We start from the raw sequence: 15,182 nt of genomic DNA on the forward strand, positions 1-15,182 counted from the left end.
TGTTTTATCCGCCTTGAACAGCGGTGATGATGAGAATATTATCGTTTGGTTTTAAAAGGTAGTCCTCCCATTGTTGTCGAGGTACAATCTGATCATTAACCGCGAGGGCAACACCTGTATCGTAATGTTGATTCTGGTCTTTTAGAAAATTACCTAGTGACAAGTTTTCAGAGGGCAAAGAGAACTCCTTATCGTTCAGCTTAATGTTCATAAGCAAATGAATTAATACGCTTCAGGAGCCACCGGTTACGGTAGATTTCTCGCTTTTCCCTTCGGCTGCATGACCAGCATCAGGTTTTGAGGGTATGATCTCAGCCTGGAACGGCACCCCTAAAGTCGTGGCAAATATATATAAGAAATTCCATGAAAAGGAGATGGGTTTATTCACCGAAGGAATCTTGCATCTTAGATATAATGGTTTAAGGAAATTTACTACAATGAGCTTACAGCTTGATCATAGGTTTACGAAATGATCAACTTTATTCATTCATGAATTTGCAGAACACCAAGAAAGGCATTTACCGGATTTGTTTTTGTTTGATATGCTTCTTTAGCGCTAATGAAGTATTGTGCCAGGAATTAAAGGACGTGGAACAATCCAGTATATCAGTCTACCTTCAAACTGGAACGATGGTATTTCTGCATACTGGGACGTTTAACCTGGAATATACGTTTGCCCGAGTTTCAAATGAGCGAATTAAATTCAATTCCAGAATCGGAATAGGAGGGATCGCTGTAGCGTTTGGGGAGGGTGGATCCGGGGTTTTGGCGGGAGTCACCATGTTAACAGGGAAACGTCAGCACCACTTTGAATCTGGATTAGGCTTGTTTTTATTGGTGGATTCTCTCCGAGATTATGAGGATGTATTGACCGAAAGCCCAGACCTGATTCCCTTGCCTCTACTGGAAATTGGTTATCGTTATCAGCCTCCGAATGGAGGAATTACCTTCAAAACGACCATTGGAACGTTAGGCCTAGGGGTAGGTTTGGGGTATAATTTTTAAAAAATTACAATGTGGTATTTTCTGAGCCGGATTTTTCTTTTCTGAAAAGATGAATGATTCGTTCGGAATGATCATATATAGTTCATGACGGAAATCTGCAATTCACAATAACATGTTTAATGAAATTAGCCTTGGAGCTGTTTTTAGGCAATTCTAACCTTTCTTATATGATTACTAAAGCCATTCAACAGATCAATTCAACACACGCAATCGTTGCTTTTTTAATTGCCTGCATTATTCTCTGTGCTTCTTCAGAAGTATTCGGAACTTCCATCAGATTTGACCATCAATTCAATATCACTGCAGAAGGTTCGGTAAGCCAAATAGATTCTCTTGAAGCCTTTGTGAATCGTGATATTCTGGTGATACAGCGGTATGGTGGAACCAAAAGGAAATGGGTGAAGAAGGGGACACTCATGAAAGTTTTTGTAATACCTTTTCCGGCAGATTCCGTGGGGTTATCCTACGAAAAATCATTTTTATCGGGCAAGGATGTTTATCGGGGCCATTTTGTATCATTGGTGGGGGATACCCTGACTTTGATCAGGTCAGGAAAAGAGCTGAAGTTCGATATTGATAACCTTCATCAGGTAAAAGTGTACAATGACATTGGTGCCCGTGTTTTTGGAGACATGGTCAATACAGCCAGCTTTGTAAGTTTTGGTTATTCAGGTCTTCTCTTTGGAGTAGGTGTCGTCTGGACCCAGAGTGATGAAGCCTTTTCCAATGCTTTTTCAGGTCCGTTGATGGCTGCAGGAGTTGTCCTGGGTGGTTTGAGTTATCTGTTGCATCGATTGGGATTGGTTATCCGAAGGAATAAGTATGACCTGATCAATGATTGGTATATCGTTCGAACTTTTTAAGGATGAATCGTATAATATTCCTCTGGTTATTTTATAGCATAAGTTCTATGACCAATGCGCAAGAAAACATACCGGTTTATTTGATCCCTGGTCAGGGCGGAGATGGTCGTTTGTTCAATAACCTGACTTTGCCTAAAGGTTTCGAGGCTCGGCACGTGGTGTATGAACGACCAGAGGCTGGGATGAGCATGCAGGATTACGCGAAACAGCTGACGCGGCAGATAGATACCACAAATAAGTTTATTCTACTAGGCGTTTCTCTTGGTGGCATGCTGGCCACAGAGATGAGCGAATTGGTGGATGCCGAAAAAGTAATCATCATTTCTAGTGCCAAAGGACGCCACGAACTTCCGGGTAGGTATACATTCCAGAGTAAGGTTCCGATTTACAAATTGGTGTCACCGAAGACTGCCAAGTTCGGAGCAAAGCTGCTACAACCCATCGTCGAACCAGACCGACAAAAAGAAAAGGAAACTTTCAAAGCGATGCTTCGGGACAAAGACGCCATTTTTCTTAGACGTACCATTGAGATGATCATGCATTGGGACCGAACTGATGCTCCTAAAAACATCATTCACATCCATGGCAATAAAGACCATACCATTCCCATTCGAAAAGTCGATTATGACATTTTGGTGCCTGGAGGTAGCCACATGATCACTCTGACGAGAGGGGAGGAGATCAGTCAATTGGTTAAAGAGGTTTTGTTAGATAAATCTCCGTCATCATGACGGGAAATAGGATTACAGCCTGATCATTAACTATAACCAAAAACCAATCAAGCATTTCCACTCAATACCTTAAGCGCCTGCACGAATGCATCCAGTTCTTCCGTAGTGGTATACACATTAGGTGTTACCCTAACGCCTTCTACATTGATGCGTTTGATGGCCACGGTCCAGATGTTGTGTTCATCGAGGAGTTTCTTCGCTAATGTTGAGGGCTCCATGCCTTCAATACCTACGTTCCCAATGGCACCATGACGCTCCATTTCCTTTGGCGTGTTGACATTTACTTGAGGCAAGTCCCGGACTTTAGAAGTCCAGTAGTCTTGCAGGTATTTCAGTCGAGCTTCCTTGCGTTTCGTTCCAATCTTGTTGTGAAAGTCAATGGCATTGAGGATGGTGAGATCCGTATGCACTGGATGAGTACCAATGTGGTTCAAACGGGTAATGTCATCAGCATCCCTCGGCCCTTCGGCCAGCAGTGGGGTTATGTTATTGGCTTTCCCCTTTTTCACATAAAGAAAACCAGCTCCAAGAGGAACACTAAGCCATTTGTGCAGACTTGTTCCATAGTAATCACAATCCAGGTCCGGAATATTGAAGTCCAGATGAGCAAAAGCATGAGCGCCATCTACCATGACTTCCACACCCTTGCTGTGTGCCATGTCACAGATTTTACGAATAGGCAGCACCTGACCGGTGATGTTCACCAGATGGCAAACCATTAAGAGTCGGGTTTTTTCAGTGATGGCAGCGGCATACAAATCGACGATTTCTTCATCATTATTTGGGTGATTAGGCAGAGAAACCCGCTTCGCAACGATGCCATGTCTGCTTTCCATTAATGTGAATTGGTTGAGCATAGCACCATAATCTTGTTCTGCCATTACCGCTTCATCTCCTTCCTGCCAGGGAACACCAGCAATGATCAAGTCCAAAGATTCAGTTGTGTTTCTGGTGATCACTAATTCTTCGGGCGAACATCCAGCCATCGCGGCCAGTTTTTCGGAGCTTTTCTTCTTGTTTTCCCATTGGACCGTGCGCATGTAATAGGAGCCCTGATAATTCACCTCTCGAACATGCTGGATGAAATTTTCCAACGTTTCCTCAGGTTGAATGCAGTAATATCCATTTTCAAGATTGATGTACTCGTCTTTCAATCGATAGCCTTTTCGAATGGTTTTCCAGAATGTTTCATCCTGAGCCAATTGAGCGGGAGTCACATCGGCTTTGGTTGCTACTAATTGATCCAGATGCTGCAAGGTGAATGGTGCCCCCATGCTGAGGGCAGAAAACTGTTTGATGAACGTGCGCTTATCCATGTTTGAAAGATAAGGACTTATGGTTTGAATTGGAAGAAGGTCGTGAAGCCTACCCTTTAGAATTATTCAATTAACGCGTTAAGTAATTCTCTCAATATCTGGTACCTTACCGGAAACAATTGAATTATGAAATCCTTGTTGACTTGTTGTTTCCTGCTTTTTGTTCACATGACCATCGCTCAGAATGCCTTTGATGACATGACGAATGAAAAGATCCAGAAGATTCTCTATCGGGAGGCACAAGATGTGAAAGGTCAGCTCGGTGCCTGGCAATTTACCTATCAGGAGCTAATGACCATGATCCTGACCGATGAAAATGCCAATCGAATGCGGATCATGAGTCCCATCATTGAAGAGAAAGACATCAAACAGGAGCAGTATAAATTGATGCTGGAGGCCAACTTTGACCGTGCTTTAGATGCAAAATACGCTGTATTCGATGGTGTTGTATGGTCGGTTTTTACCCATCCCCTGGCCGAATTGGAAGTGGAGCAATTCAAAGACGCGCTGGATCAGGTGATCACGCTTAGCAAGACCTTCGGTACGACTTATAACAGCACGGATTTCGTGTTTGGTGGAGGGAATTGATCGAATGTTTTAGCGAAAGGCTGGAGCCATTGGTCGAAAAAGGCACTTAATTCAAAACAAGTACGTTGAATTGATCGTGTGCTGAAAAGTAAGCCTCACGTCATTCCATGGAGCGATTGAAACTATTTAGCTCGGAAAACTGTAGGGATTATGATACTTTTAAGGAATAATTAATCTAGGGTTTTATGAAGATCTTGAGATACATGTTGGGTTTGGCGTTGATGATTTCCTTCATCTCGGCGGATAACCCGGAAAAAGAAGAGACCCGTGCGGGTGAGGTCGAGTGGATTTCCTTTGAGGAAGCGCTGAAAAGAAATGAAGAAGAGCCTCGTAAGATCCTGGTGGATTTCTACACAGACTGGTGTGGCTGGTGCAAACGCATGGATCGGGACGTTTATTCACGAGCCGAGATCTCGGAGTACTTGAACGACAACTTCTACGCAGTTAAGTTCAATGCAGAGAAATACAAAGAAGACATTGAATTTCATGGACATACGTTTAAATATGTTCCACCACCACAAGGAGGCAGAAATGGTATCCACGAGTTGGCTTATGCTTTGATGAATAAAAAGGCCTCTTATCCAATGACCGTATTTATTGATGAGGAATTGAACCCTCTCCAGGCCATTCCTGGCTATCAAAAAGCACCATTTTTTGATACGATCATCAAATACATTGGTGGAGATAAATATAAAAATACGCCTTGGCAAGATTTTCAGAACTCTTACGACAGTCCTCTTGGACCTTGATAAGACCTGTGATAAAAAATATTTTTAAAGGGTTCTTGCAACCCTTTTTTTTGTGCCTTGTCATTTAGGAAATGCACGATCAGAATAAACGAGTATTATGAAAAAATTAGTTGCCTATTCAATTTGTCTTTTCTTCTGCCTGACCGCTGTGATAGCGCAGGATCGAGATACCAGAAAACTCAAGTCTTTTTCATCTATTTCAGTTGGTGAGGCCATTGATGTAGAAGTGAAAGCCGGGAATGAAGAAAAGGCCATTGTCGAAGTAGATGGTACCAGCCCAGACAATGTGTTGACGGAGGTTTTTGGCAGTCGTCTGAAGATCAGAATGCGTCAGGGCAATTGGAGAAACGTGAGTGTGCGTGTCTATGTGACTTACAAAGAGCTGGAAGAGATTGATGTGTCTTCAGCTGCAGATCTTTCTTCAGATGGACCAATTAAGTCGGAATCCCTGGAAATTGAAGTGAGCAGTGCAGGCGATGTGGAAGTAGAAGTGGATGTAGAAGAGTTGGAGGTCCGCGTCAGTAGTGCGGGTGACCTCACCATTGAAGGAAAGGCGATCAAGCAATATGTGAGAGTTAGCAGCTCAGGAGATTATGACGGTTACGATCTGGAAAGTGAAGAAGCAGAAGTAGATGCCAGCAGTTCAGGAGATGCACGCGTTTTTGTTACCAAAGAACTTGAAGCAGATGCGAGCAGCTCAGGTTCTGTTTATTACCGTGGCAATCCAACTAAAGTCTATGCGGACTCAAGTAGTGGCGGGCGCGTAAGAAAGTCTTAAGTTCCTGAAACATTTTCAGTATACTAAGGAGTTAGCCTGTGTAGATTTGCACAGGCTTTTTTATGCGATTTCTCTTATGCTTTTCTGTGTTGTTATTCCTGGCCAGCTGCCTCGATAACGATGATACCCGACGAGACCGGTTTTTTCTTCAGGGGAACGATGCCCTTTCACTCAAAGATTATGACAAAGCGATCCATTACTTTGATAATGCGGTCCGCATTGATCCGGACTTTTCATTAGCATATAACAACCGCGGTGTGGCTAAAATGAATGATGACCGTGCTGCCGAGGCCATCCTGGACTATAACGAAGCCATCAACATCAATCCCAGGTACTACGAAGCGATCGGCAATCGTGCTTATGCCTACGAGCAAGTCAATCGATTCGCACCCTCGCTGAATGATTGGAAGGCACTAATCCAGGTCTTTCCCGATTCTGCCTTCCTGCACCAGTCCAAAGCCATCGTTTTGACCAAAAGCCGGGCTTACGGTGAAGCAGCGCAAGCCTTTGAGGAAGTACTTCGATTGGAGCCAGCCAATGATGAAGCCATGGTGAACATGGGTACCCTTCGGCACTATCAAAAGCAGGATGAAGAAGCGCTGGAATGGTTAGAAAAGGCGCTGGCAGCCAATGCGGACAATGCCCATGCTTACAATACACGCAATCAAATCCAATTGGCCAACCAAGATTATACAGGTGCAATGGAGAGCATCATCAAAGCCCTGGAACTTGAGCCAGACAATCCTTATTTTTTGAATAATCGCGGGAAGACCTGGCTTGAAATGGATTCGCTCGAATCAGGGATCGCTGACATCAATCGAAGCATTTTATTAGACGGTACCAACATGTGGGCTTACCGAAACAAGGGTATTTACAACTTGAAAAAAGGAGATGCTGCCTCAGCAATTCGATACCTGGAGCAGGTTCGAGATTCAAAAAACTTCGTAGAAAATATATACGGCTATCTCGGAGAGGCTTATTTCCAAAATGGAAACTCATCAAAAGCTTGTGAGGCCTGGAAACAAGGTGTAGAGGAAGGAGATCAATGGGCGGAGAAAAGATTGGTATCAGCTTGTGGAAACTGATTTCGTTCACGTTAGTCCAATTTCTTCGATCTTTGGATTGATAGCCTTCAGGTGTTCAATGAATTTCCGCTCGTTCGCTGGGGATACGAGTAATTCACCTTCTGCATGAGTGATTCTGATTCTTTTCAATCCATTCGCTGGGGAGGCCATGGCATGATAAGTACGTTCCAGCATCCAGATATCTTCAGGTAAAATCCTTCCTTCTGTGATTGGTCCTACCTTGATAGTAAGTTCATCCCTATTTAATCGATATCGTGTGCCCAACATTACTGTCACAAGGAATCCAAGCATCGGGACCCAGATCAACATCAATAATATGGCGTGAAAAATATTCGGATGAGAAAATGCTGGCTTAACTGTGAGGTAAAAAACCACCCCGATGATCAACCAAATGAATGTCCATAAAATTGGACTGATGCTGGATCGATAAGTAGTGGGTTTCATACATGATTGAACGAGAGATGTATACTTCAGGTTGAGTGGTCACGTTTGATAGAGTGTTGGTGCTTTCAGTATTCAATTCGTTGAATGAGGTTCGCCTCACTATCCCAAAGGGCAATGACGCCTCGGTCACTCGTTGTAATGATTTGGCTACCATCAGCATTCCAATCTACCCCCCATAGGTAATCATCGGAGCGCTCGGATTGATGAAGAAGTTTCCCGTCATGGTCCCAAATGTTTAGGGCATCATTGGCACTGGCGAGCGATTTACCATTAGGACTCCATCGGATATTCCTGTATTCCGCGATGCTTCTTCCTGTTTCATTTAGTTTTTCGCCCTCCTTACTCCAGTATTGAAGGAGTTTGTTTTCCCCGTCCTCGAATTCGCCATAGTCGCCTGTTACAAAGAATTCTCCTGATGGATGCCACTCGACGCATAAAAGAAATACTTCTTTTTCGCGAGGGCTAAAGATCTTGATGGAATCCCCTAAATGAGTGAACAGTCCTATCGTAGATCCTACCGCAACCAGTATATTTTCGGATGGATGCCAATCAATACCGGCCACAGATTTGTCATCAGCGATGAACCTGGAAACTCTCTTTCCACTTGTATCAAATATGGAAATTTCTCCTTCAAATTCGGATACCGCCAATAGTTCGCCATCCTGATTCCAGTCAAGTCCTCGGATACTGCTCTCCAGTCCTTCCAACTCAATCCATTTCTCTTCATTCAAATCAAGGATTTTAGCCTTGAAACTTTGGCTTTGGGTGATTACGGCCAATTTGTTTTGGGTAGGGTGCCATTTTAGCCGACTTAGGATCACATCACCAACCGAATAGGTTTTTAGTAGTTCAAAAGACGTTCCATCGAAAAGCTTCAATTCACCCTGACTACCTCCAATGGCGATGAGTTCATCATCAGGACTCCAGGCGGCTGTCCATAACGTTTTGTCTTCTTGCGAATAGACTTGGATTGAAAGCACAATTAGGATTAAAAAGAATGTGTTTCTCATGGATGCTTAAGGTCGATGTTTAGAATAAAGCTAGTTGTATTTTGTTGCTAGTTAAACCTGATTGATTGTCGACTTAATCACATCAATCTTCTCTTGTATCAGTAAATAGCTGATACAAAGAAGTAATATGAGAGAACAGCACAGCAGGTACAACAAATCCGGGTAACCAAATGAAAGGGAAATAGAAGACAGCTATGTTGGGTTTGCCAAATAGGGCTGGATCATAGAAATAAGGGCTTGCTCGGATGGCCATGATCACGATGTTGGCCAGCATGAGGATGCCCACGATGTTCCAGATAATGGCAGCGAAGCGGCTTTTACTTTTTAGTCCCAGCATAAAAATGGCCGCAAAGGGCGCTGTGATCCCAATCAGGATGTCAAAATTGGATCCTTCGAACGTGAGTTTATGATCTAACATTCCTTCATTAGCCAGCCACCATAGGACCATTTCCACAGGGATGCGGATGATATGGATGAATGTTAAAATCGTGATCGGTAGCTTTTGGATCAATGCCCTGGATCGCTTGATTGAAAACAGCACGATCATTACGAGCGTATTCACCGCGAACAAAAGAAACAGCCGCGGAGGGCGAGCCTCGTAATCCTCAAAAAAGCCATAGAAAGCTCCCAGGGCGATCAAAAACAGCCAGAGGATAATAGCTGTGCCGACGATGGTAGCAGTGAAGTTGGTTTTCTTTGGAGTGGCTTTATCTACTGCCGCAATAATGAATAGTAGTGTGGCAATGGTGATGGCCACAAAGATGTAGGGTATAAAAGCCGGTAGTTCAAGCATGAGTAAAAAAGTACTTTAAATGTAAGTAAAATCGACTTAGTGGTTTGGTGCGAAGTGCAATAAGCTTCGTCTTTGATTTTTGAAACTTGGTGCCTATTCATGTTCTCGTGTTAATCGTCATTCCTGCCCCTCCCGGTCGAAACGTAGTTCAGGAATCTCATGTTTGGATGTACGAAATGAGTTTGAGATTCCCGCATGCGATGGAAATGACGACTTTCTATTTTGTTTTAGCACAAGAGCATTTTGCACAATTAATGATTTGTGTCTCAAATCCTATTCATTAATTAACTGTTCCATTTTAGATTTGAAATCCATGACCATACAGGAGTTAGTCGCTGCACTGGCGAAAACATTGAAAGGAGCGTTACCGGGAGCAGAGGCACATCAAATCATGTCCCCTAAACATCGTCCGGGTTTCAAAATGAAATTCGATACGCCACCCAGACCCGGTGCAGTGATGATCTTACTGTATGAAGAAGATGGCAATATTCAGTTTCCGCTGATCCAGCGTTCTGAATATCGAGGGGTACACAGTGGTCAGATTGCGTTGCCTGGAGGAAAAGCAGAAGAATCAGATGCTGACCTCATCGAGACAGCCACTCGTGAAGCACATGAGGAGCTGGGCATTGATCCTCAAAAGATTGAGATCGTCGGTAGCCTGACTTCCTTTTTCGTAGCAGCAAGTAATTTTCAGATCCTTCCTGTGGTGGCTTATGCAAAAGAATTCCCACAGTTCATTCCCGATAAACGTGAAGTGGCAGGTGTTGTGAAAGCTGACCTGGAAGCCATGCTGGACCCCCAAACGGTCAAGGAAAAAGAGATAACTCCCGCGGAAGGCATTACATTTGATGCACCCTACTACGATCTGGATGGAAAAGTCGTTTGGGGAGCTACGGCGATGATGCTAAGCGAATTTGTAACCCTAACCAAAAATATCTATGGTCAGTAATGATGCGGTGATCTTCGGATTGCTGATGTTGGTCCTTGGTCTTGTCTTCACCACAGCGGCAAGTGATCGCCCCGGATGGAAGCGTTTTTATTCCGTCGTTCCGGCAGTCCTCGTTTGTTACCTGATGCCGTCACTATTGTCCACTTTTGGTGTCATCGATATTTCAGAATCCCGTTTGTATTTCGTGGCGTCCCGGTATTTGTTGCCAGCAAGTTTGGTCTTGCTCACCCTTAGCATAGACCTTAAAGAATTGTTGAAGCTGGGCCCTAAAGCGTTGATCATTTTCTTGACCGGAACATTGGGGATCATGCTCGGCGGACCCATAACATTATTGATCTTTTCGGCCATTCCCCAGGACATCATTGCATTACCACCCACCGAAGAAATGTGGCGCGGGCTGACCACTGTGGCGGGTTCATGGATCGGTGGAGGCGCCAATCAGGCCGCCATGAAAGAAGTGTTTGAAGTAGGTAACGACTTGTTTGCCAAGTTCGTAACTGTCGATATCATCGTTGGTAATATCTGGATCGGAACCTTACTCGTTGGTGTGGGCTACAACAAAAAAATCAATAAGTTCCTGAAGGCCGATGAAAGCTCCATTGTCACTCTGAAAGAAAAGATGGAAGACTTTCAGGAGCGTGTGACCAGGTTAGCTACCACCAAAGACCTGATGAACATCCTTATGGTGGGCTTTGCCGCTACAGCTGTCGGGCATTTCCTCAGTGATATCATTGCACCAGCCATAAAAGAGAACTTTCCTGCATTGGAACAATACAGCCTGACTTCCGGATTCTTTTGGCTGGTCGTCATCGCAACCACCATAGGATTAGGCTTGTCCTTTACGAGGCTAAGAGATCTTGAAGGTGCGGGAGCATCTAAAGTAGGGTCGGTGTTTGTTTATGTGCTTGTAACTACAATAGGCATGCAGATGGACCTGTTTGCCATTTTCGAAAATCCCGGACTGTTTCTGGTTGGGATTACCTGGATGTTGTTCCATGTGGGTCTCATGGTCCTGGTAGCGTGGCTGATCAAAGCACCTTATTTCTTTGTAGGAGTCGGAAGTACCGCGAATGTTGGAGGTGCAGCTTCTGCGCCAATTGTTGCAGCTGCATTTCACCCGTCCCTGGCACCTGTAGGGGTATTATTAGCTGTGATGGGCTATGTGGTGGGTACCTACGGCGCTTACCTCTGTGGGATCATGATGCAAGCCGCAGCGCAATAATCATGTCAGTTGAAAAACACATAGACGTAACACTTAAGACGTCTTATCGTACGCTTAATTCGCTAAAGTCCACTACCAGGAAGATTTGGATTGTTTTTCATGGGCAAGGTCAGCTGACAGAGTTTTTCCTGAAAAAATTTGAAGTACTGGATCCGAATGAGCATTTCATTATTGCGCCGCAGGGACTTTCCAAATATTACCTCAATGGCTTTACTGGGCGGGTAGGTGCTTCCTGGATGACCAAAGAAGATCGACTGACAGAAATTGAGAATCAGGCCCGGTATGTTGATGCAGTCGTTGAAGCCGAACTTGGGGATCACTCAGCCGAAATAGTCCTCCTGGGCTTCTCTCAGGGTACAGCTACCATGATGCGTTATGCGAAGCATGCTCAGCTGACTTTCAATAAAATGATTGTTTGGGCGGGTACTATTCCTCTTGAACTTACTCCTGAAATGGTAGTACATTGGTCTGATTTACAGGCGCATTTTGTTTACGGAGATGAAGATCAATTTGATTCCAATGGCCAGTTTGATCAGGAACATCAGAAATTCGAAGCACTTATTGGACGGCCGGCCAACAAGTTGGTCTTTCATGGAAAGCATGAGGTTAAAGCCGAGATTCTCGGAGATTTTAACCTTTAATTGATCACGTAATAGGTTCAGAAAATTCAGCCAAACTTCTGGCAACTCCTGTTGCTTTAGAGAAAGGGTTTTGGGATTACCTATTGTTTCTTGGGCCAGATCTCATGCTCGCAAAGGTCTCATCAGATTCTAATCAACCTTTTCACAGGTGATTAATTTTGTTGTTGTCCTGATAAAAGTCAGTGTTCATGACTTTTCAATCGTTTGCATAATTGGTAAATTGCTTAGGAACCAAAGAGAGCTTGCCATGAATACAAACGAGAATGTTGTCGTAAAAGGGAGGTTTGACCACCGATTTTATTCCATTGGCATACAGGACTACAATCAAATCCTGGAATTGATCAATCAATATCATGAAAGCATTAATAATCTACCGGACGAAAAACGTGTGGTAGCGACGCCCTTGCTGGAAGGGAATACCAAAGACCAATGCGTGCTTCGAGTCAATGAGGTGGTTTTTGTTTGAATTTACAGGATTCAAAGTCCTGTAATGGAATACTACGCATTAAACGCAACGAAAAAGATTAAATGCAGGCTACTTCACAAGCTAATTTTCTAGGCAACTAATATCGTGCCTGCTGAACGGTATAGAGATAGACACACCTTTACTTGACCCATATTGAGTTCCTTCTCATATTTGAAACATGAGTGCTTCAAAAGGAACCCTCTTGTTTGTGCATGGCATGTGTCATGGAAGTTGGTGCTGGCATGATGCTTTTATTCCCTTTTTTGAGAGCAAGGGGTATCAGTGCTTGGCCATTGAACTGGAAGGTCATCAAGAAGGAAATGAAGAGTCTATTAGACATGTAAGACTCTCAGATTTTGATCGAAATATTAAGGAAGCAGTAAAAGCCATAAAGGAACCACCCATCATCATTGGACATTCTATGGGAGGTATGGCGGTTCAACGCTATTTGAGGAAAGGGACCTGCAAAAAAGCTGTTTTGCTAGCCACCGTTCCTGCTAAGGGTGCACTTGCTGCGAGTTTACGAGTGATCAAAAAACATCCAGGTTCCATCAAATACTTATTGAAAGGAGACCTCCTGGGATTTACCCGTGCTTATGACCAACTGTTTTTTGGTACAGAAATTTCGGACAAGAAGAGAAGTACTTATCGAAAGAAGCTTTGTGCCGAGTCTTTTATCGCCTACCTGCAATTGTTGTTTCCATTGGGAAAATCCAATTATTCAGGACCCATGCTGGTCATAGGAGGAGAGGAAGATGAGATCTTTACTACCCGGGAGATGGCGCAAACCGCAAAAAAATATGGAGCCGATCTGGACATCATTGCGGGAGGCGCACATGATCTCATGATCGATACCCAAAAGCAGGAAGTCGCGAAGATCATCCATCGTTGGATGCATCAATAAATTAAGGAGCGAACAGATTTTTCTCTTGATCCAAGATTAACAATACTGCGCTTTACCTTGTAGCTTTTTCAGAATTGCCTGACCAGTCGGAGTAGTTGCCAATCCACCAAGCCCGGTACAACTCAATTCATGGGCCATCATATCACCTACTTCTTTCATGCTTTGAACGACCTCATCGTAGGGGATCAAATATTCATAATTGGCTAGTGCCATATTGGCACAGGACAGGGCATTAGAAGCAGCCATCACATTTTTTCCTAAACATGGCGCTTCTACACGATTGCCTATCGGATCGCAGACAATGCCTAGTGCGTTTTGAAGCGCCAGAGAAGCCGCAGCTACTGCTTGATGTAAAGAGCCATTCATCAGGCTAACCAAACCCGCAGCAGCCATGGAGCCACCTGCGCCAGTTTCTGCCTGACATCCGGCTACTTCTGCCGCAAACGTGGCATGTTCTGAAATGAAAACGCCCATGATCCCAGCGGCCAGAAGGGCTTTGGCCACTGCCTCTTCGGAGGCATTCTGGTGTTCGGCAGCTCCCAGGATAGCACCCGGCAAGGCACCGCACGAACCCGCAGTAGGTGCAGCCACAAAGACACCCATGGAACTCTTGACTTCCATCATGGCTGTGGTAAAAAGGACGATGGTGTTGAGCATGCCTCCATCGAGCAGTTGATTGGCTTCCATTTTATCTTTAAAACCTGGTGATTGCGCCGGCAAAATGCGATCTTCATAGGCCTTGCCTTTCAAACCTTCTGCTATTCCCGCTTGCATGATTTGAGCGATGTTACGCATTTGTTGAAAGACCTCTTCTTTAGTGGCATTGCCTCGTGCGCTTTCGTATTCTAATGCCAATTCCCATAATTCCAGGTTTTCACGTTCGCCTATTTCCAGCATTTCTTTGCAGGTGATGAAGGGAACTTTTAAGTCTTTTCGAGATAGGGTAGGGAGGACAGGTTTTAAATAACATACCTGATGTACATCCGTAAGCGCCTCAAAATACTGGACCTCAGCCGTTGAAAAGGGAATTGATTGCCTGATTTGCACAAAGGTCTTGTGTAGAAAGGGTTCTGATTGATCGTTATCCGGTATGGACTTCATCAATTGAGAAGGATTGGGACTGAATATCAGTAGTTCATGGAAATCTCCGCAGATACTGAGATTGGAACCGTCGATCTCCTGGATTTCCATCATGCCACCACCGGTGCTGATCGCGTTGATTTTGTGACTGATTTTGCTATTACTGATCCTGATCCGGTAATTGTTGGGATGCGTGGCACCGTAACTAACGTAATTAACCTGAATGTCAATTCCGGATTGTGCAACATGCCCCTGATAATGCATCATCCGAGGATCATCAGCTTGCCAGCCCATCAGCCCACCGTACAAGCCCATATCCGTGCCCTGGCTTTCGTGGGTTGTAACCAGTGACCCATTCGGATCATAATCAATTTCTACTCTAGTGATTTCCCCTGACATCAAGTCGTTGAGTAGGAGACCTATGCGGCAGGCTGCGGCACTGTGTGAGCTTGATGGGCCGCGCATAACTGGTCCGATCACATCATTGAAAATACTGGAAATGGCCATTGGAAAGGATATTGAACCTAATCAAAGCTACTTCATTTAGCGGTTTTGGTC

The 15,182-nt window shown here is 44.3% G+C and carries 18 protein-coding genes and 1 riboswitch; of the genes, 12 read left to right on the forward strand and 6 right to left on the reverse strand.

Annotation, left to right across the window (positions count from 1 at the left end; all coding sequences use genetic code 11):
- Nucleotides 1-4: 4 nt before the first annotated feature.
- The gene (gene thiS, locus R8G66_04800) at nucleotides 5-211 is read right to left on the reverse strand and encodes a sulfur carrier protein ThiS (protein MDW3191655.1); all 207 of its coding nucleotides are present in this window, start codon (nucleotides 209-211) and stop codon (nucleotides 5-7) included.
- Between the two features lie 39 nt (nucleotides 212-250).
- Nucleotides 251-342: riboswitch (TPP riboswitch) on the reverse strand.
- A 147-nt stretch (nucleotides 343-489) separates the two neighbouring features.
- Here thiS and R8G66_04805 point away from each other — a divergent pair.
- The 3 genes from R8G66_04805 to R8G66_04815 all read left to right on the forward strand — a co-directional run bounded on the left by R8G66_04805 (nucleotide 490) and on the right by R8G66_04815 (nucleotide 2,599).
- Nucleotides 490-1,005, forward strand: a complete 516-nt coding sequence (locus tag R8G66_04805; GenBank protein MDW3191656.1) for a hypothetical protein — start codon at nucleotides 490-492, stop codon at nucleotides 1,003-1,005.
- A gap of 119 nt (nucleotides 1,006-1,124) precedes the next feature.
- Nucleotides 1,125-1,868 carry a hypothetical protein gene (locus R8G66_04810; protein ID MDW3191657.1) on the forward strand — a complete coding sequence of 248 codons (744 nt, stop codon included), beginning with the start codon at nucleotides 1,125-1,127 and terminating at the stop codon, nucleotides 1,866-1,868.
- A gap of 2 nt (nucleotides 1,869-1,870) precedes the next feature.
- The gene (locus tag R8G66_04815) at nucleotides 1,871-2,599 is read left to right on the forward strand and encodes an alpha/beta hydrolase (GenBank protein MDW3191658.1); all 729 of its coding nucleotides are present in this window, start codon (nucleotides 1,871-1,873) and stop codon (nucleotides 2,597-2,599) included.
- 47 nt (nucleotides 2,600-2,646) lie between these two features.
- Here the strand turns inward: R8G66_04815 and R8G66_04820 are convergent, their stop codons facing one another.
- Entirely contained in the window at nucleotides 2,647-3,915 is a 1,269-nt protein-coding gene (locus tag R8G66_04820) for an aminotransferase class V-fold PLP-dependent enzyme (protein MDW3191659.1), read from the reverse strand.
- Between the two features lie 126 nt (nucleotides 3,916-4,041).
- Here R8G66_04820 and R8G66_04825 point away from each other — a divergent pair, with 126 nt between their 5' ends.
- The 4 genes from R8G66_04825 (at nucleotide 4,042) to R8G66_04840 (ending at nucleotide 7,115) form a co-directional block, all read left to right on the forward strand.
- Entirely contained in the window at nucleotides 4,042-4,503 is a 462-nt protein-coding gene (locus R8G66_04825; protein MDW3191660.1) for a hypothetical protein, read from the forward strand.
- Between the two features lie 185 nt (nucleotides 4,504-4,688).
- Entirely contained in the window at nucleotides 4,689-5,252 is a 564-nt protein-coding gene (locus tag R8G66_04830; GenBank protein MDW3191661.1) for a DUF255 domain-containing protein, read from the forward strand.
- Between the two features lie 97 nt (nucleotides 5,253-5,349).
- Nucleotides 5,350-6,030 (forward strand): head GIN domain-containing protein, encoded by a 681-nt coding sequence (locus R8G66_04835; GenBank protein ID MDW3191662.1) that lies wholly within the window; start codon nucleotides 5,350-5,352, stop codon nucleotides 6,028-6,030.
- Nucleotides 6,031-6,092: 62 nt separating this feature from the next.
- On the forward strand, nucleotides 6,093-7,115 hold the full coding sequence (locus R8G66_04840; protein ID MDW3191663.1) for a tetratricopeptide repeat protein: 1,023 nt from the start codon (nucleotides 6,093-6,095) through the stop codon (nucleotides 7,113-7,115).
- A gap of 6 nt (nucleotides 7,116-7,121) precedes the next feature.
- On the opposite strand, the gene R8G66_04845 is transcribed toward R8G66_04840, so the two are convergent.
- The 3 genes from R8G66_04845 to R8G66_04855 all read right to left on the reverse strand — a co-directional run bounded on the left by R8G66_04845 (nucleotide 7,122) and on the right by R8G66_04855 (nucleotide 9,362).
- On the reverse strand, nucleotides 7,122-7,559 hold the full coding sequence (locus R8G66_04845) for a PH domain-containing protein (GenBank protein MDW3191664.1): 438 nt from the start codon (nucleotides 7,557-7,559) through the stop codon (nucleotides 7,122-7,124).
- A 65-nt stretch (nucleotides 7,560-7,624) separates the two neighbouring features.
- A complete protein-coding gene (locus R8G66_04850) occupies nucleotides 7,625-8,569 on the reverse strand; it encodes a hypothetical protein (GenBank protein ID MDW3191665.1) in 945 nt (314 codons plus the stop codon).
- Nucleotides 8,570-8,651: 82 nt separating this feature from the next.
- Entirely contained in the window at nucleotides 8,652-9,362 is a 711-nt protein-coding gene (locus R8G66_04855) for a hypothetical protein (protein MDW3191666.1), read from the reverse strand.
- 313 nt (nucleotides 9,363-9,675) lie between these two features.
- On the opposite strand from R8G66_04855, the gene R8G66_04860 reads away from it, so the two are divergent.
- From R8G66_04860 to R8G66_04880, 5 genes are all read left to right on the forward strand, one after another.
- A complete protein-coding gene (locus tag R8G66_04860) occupies nucleotides 9,676-10,311 on the forward strand; it encodes a CoA pyrophosphatase (protein ID MDW3191667.1) in 636 nt (211 codons plus the stop codon).
- Complete coding sequence (locus tag R8G66_04865; GenBank protein ID MDW3191668.1) at nucleotides 10,301-11,533, forward strand: DUF819 family protein; 1,233 nt, start codon at nucleotides 10,301-10,303, stop codon at nucleotides 11,531-11,533. The genes R8G66_04860 and R8G66_04865 overlap by 11 nt, the downstream gene beginning before the upstream one ends.
- A 2-nt stretch (nucleotides 11,534-11,535) precedes the next feature.
- Nucleotides 11,536-12,174: an alpha/beta hydrolase gene (locus R8G66_04870; GenBank protein MDW3191669.1), complete on the forward strand. Its 639-nt coding sequence runs from the start codon at nucleotides 11,536-11,538 to the stop codon at nucleotides 12,172-12,174.
- Nucleotides 12,175-12,421: 247 nt separating this feature from the next.
- The gene (locus R8G66_04875; protein MDW3191670.1) at nucleotides 12,422-12,640 is read left to right on the forward strand and encodes a hypothetical protein; all 219 of its coding nucleotides are present in this window, start codon (nucleotides 12,422-12,424) and stop codon (nucleotides 12,638-12,640) included.
- A 178-nt stretch (nucleotides 12,641-12,818) separates the two neighbouring features.
- A complete protein-coding gene (locus R8G66_04880; protein ID MDW3191671.1) occupies nucleotides 12,819-13,544 on the forward strand; it encodes an alpha/beta fold hydrolase in 726 nt (241 codons plus the stop codon).
- A gap of 36 nt (nucleotides 13,545-13,580) precedes the next feature.
- On the opposite strand, the gene R8G66_04885 is transcribed toward R8G66_04880, so the two are convergent.
- Complete coding sequence (locus R8G66_04885; protein MDW3191672.1) at nucleotides 13,581-15,131, reverse strand: L-serine ammonia-lyase, iron-sulfur-dependent, subunit alpha; 1,551 nt, start codon at nucleotides 15,129-15,131, stop codon at nucleotides 13,581-13,583.
- Nucleotides 15,132-15,182: the final 51 nt, after the last annotated feature.

The organism is Cytophagales bacterium (assembly GCA_033344775.1).
GTDB lineage: Bacteria > Bacteroidota > Bacteroidia > Cytophagales > Cyclobacteriaceae > JAWPMT01.

Bases quoted from the DNA above. Each gene is read 5' to 3' on its own strand.
- R8G66_04840 (MDW3191663.1), top strand. From the start codon at position 6,093: ATGCGATTTCTCTTATGCTTTTCTGTGTTGTTATTCCTGGCCAGCTGC.
- R8G66_04865 (MDW3191668.1), top strand. From the start codon at position 10,301: ATGGTCAGTAATGATGCGGTGATCTTCGGATTGCTGATGTTGGTCCTT.
- R8G66_04825 (MDW3191660.1), top strand. From the start codon at position 4,042: ATGAAATCCTTGTTGACTTGTTGTTTCCTGCTTTTTGTTCACATGACC.
- R8G66_04805 (MDW3191656.1), top strand. From the start codon at position 490: ATGAATTTGCAGAACACCAAGAAAGGCATTTACCGGATTTGTTTTTGT.
- R8G66_04810 (MDW3191657.1), top strand. From the start codon at position 1,125: ATGAAATTAGCCTTGGAGCTGTTTTTAGGCAATTCTAACCTTTCTTAT.
- R8G66_04820 (MDW3191659.1), bottom strand. From the start codon at position 3,915: ATGGATAAGCGCACGTTCATCAAACAGTTTTCTGCCCTCAGCATGGGG.
- thiS (MDW3191655.1), bottom strand. From the start codon at position 211: ATGAACATTAAGCTGAACGATAAGGAGTTCTCTTTGCCCTCTGAAAAC.
- R8G66_04870 (MDW3191669.1), top strand. From the start codon at position 11,536: ATGTCAGTTGAAAAACACATAGACGTAACACTTAAGACGTCTTATCGT.
- R8G66_04875 (MDW3191670.1), top strand. From the start codon at position 12,422: ATGAATACAAACGAGAATGTTGTCGTAAAAGGGAGGTTTGACCACCGA.
- R8G66_04860 (MDW3191667.1), top strand. From the start codon at position 9,676: ATGACCATACAGGAGTTAGTCGCTGCACTGGCGAAAACATTGAAAGGA.
- R8G66_04880 (MDW3191671.1), top strand. From the start codon at position 12,819: ATGAGTGCTTCAAAAGGAACCCTCTTGTTTGTGCATGGCATGTGTCAT.
- R8G66_04835 (MDW3191662.1), top strand. From the start codon at position 5,350: ATGAAAAAATTAGTTGCCTATTCAATTTGTCTTTTCTTCTGCCTGACC.
- R8G66_04830 (MDW3191661.1), top strand. From the start codon at position 4,689: ATGAAGATCTTGAGATACATGTTGGGTTTGGCGTTGATGATTTCCTTC.
- R8G66_04815 (MDW3191658.1), top strand. From the start codon at position 1,871: ATGAATCGTATAATATTCCTCTGGTTATTTTATAGCATAAGTTCTATG.
- R8G66_04845 (MDW3191664.1), bottom strand. From the start codon at position 7,559: ATGAAACCCACTACTTATCGATCCAGCATCAGTCCAATTTTATGGACA.
- R8G66_04850 (MDW3191665.1), bottom strand. From the start codon at position 8,569: ATGAGAAACACATTCTTTTTAATCCTAATTGTGCTTTCAATCCAAGTC.
- R8G66_04885 (MDW3191672.1), bottom strand. From the start codon at position 15,131: ATGGCCATTTCCAGTATTTTCAATGATGTGATCGGACCAGTTATGCGC.
- R8G66_04855 (MDW3191666.1), bottom strand. From the start codon at position 9,362: ATGCTTGAACTACCGGCTTTTATACCCTACATCTTTGTGGCCATCACC.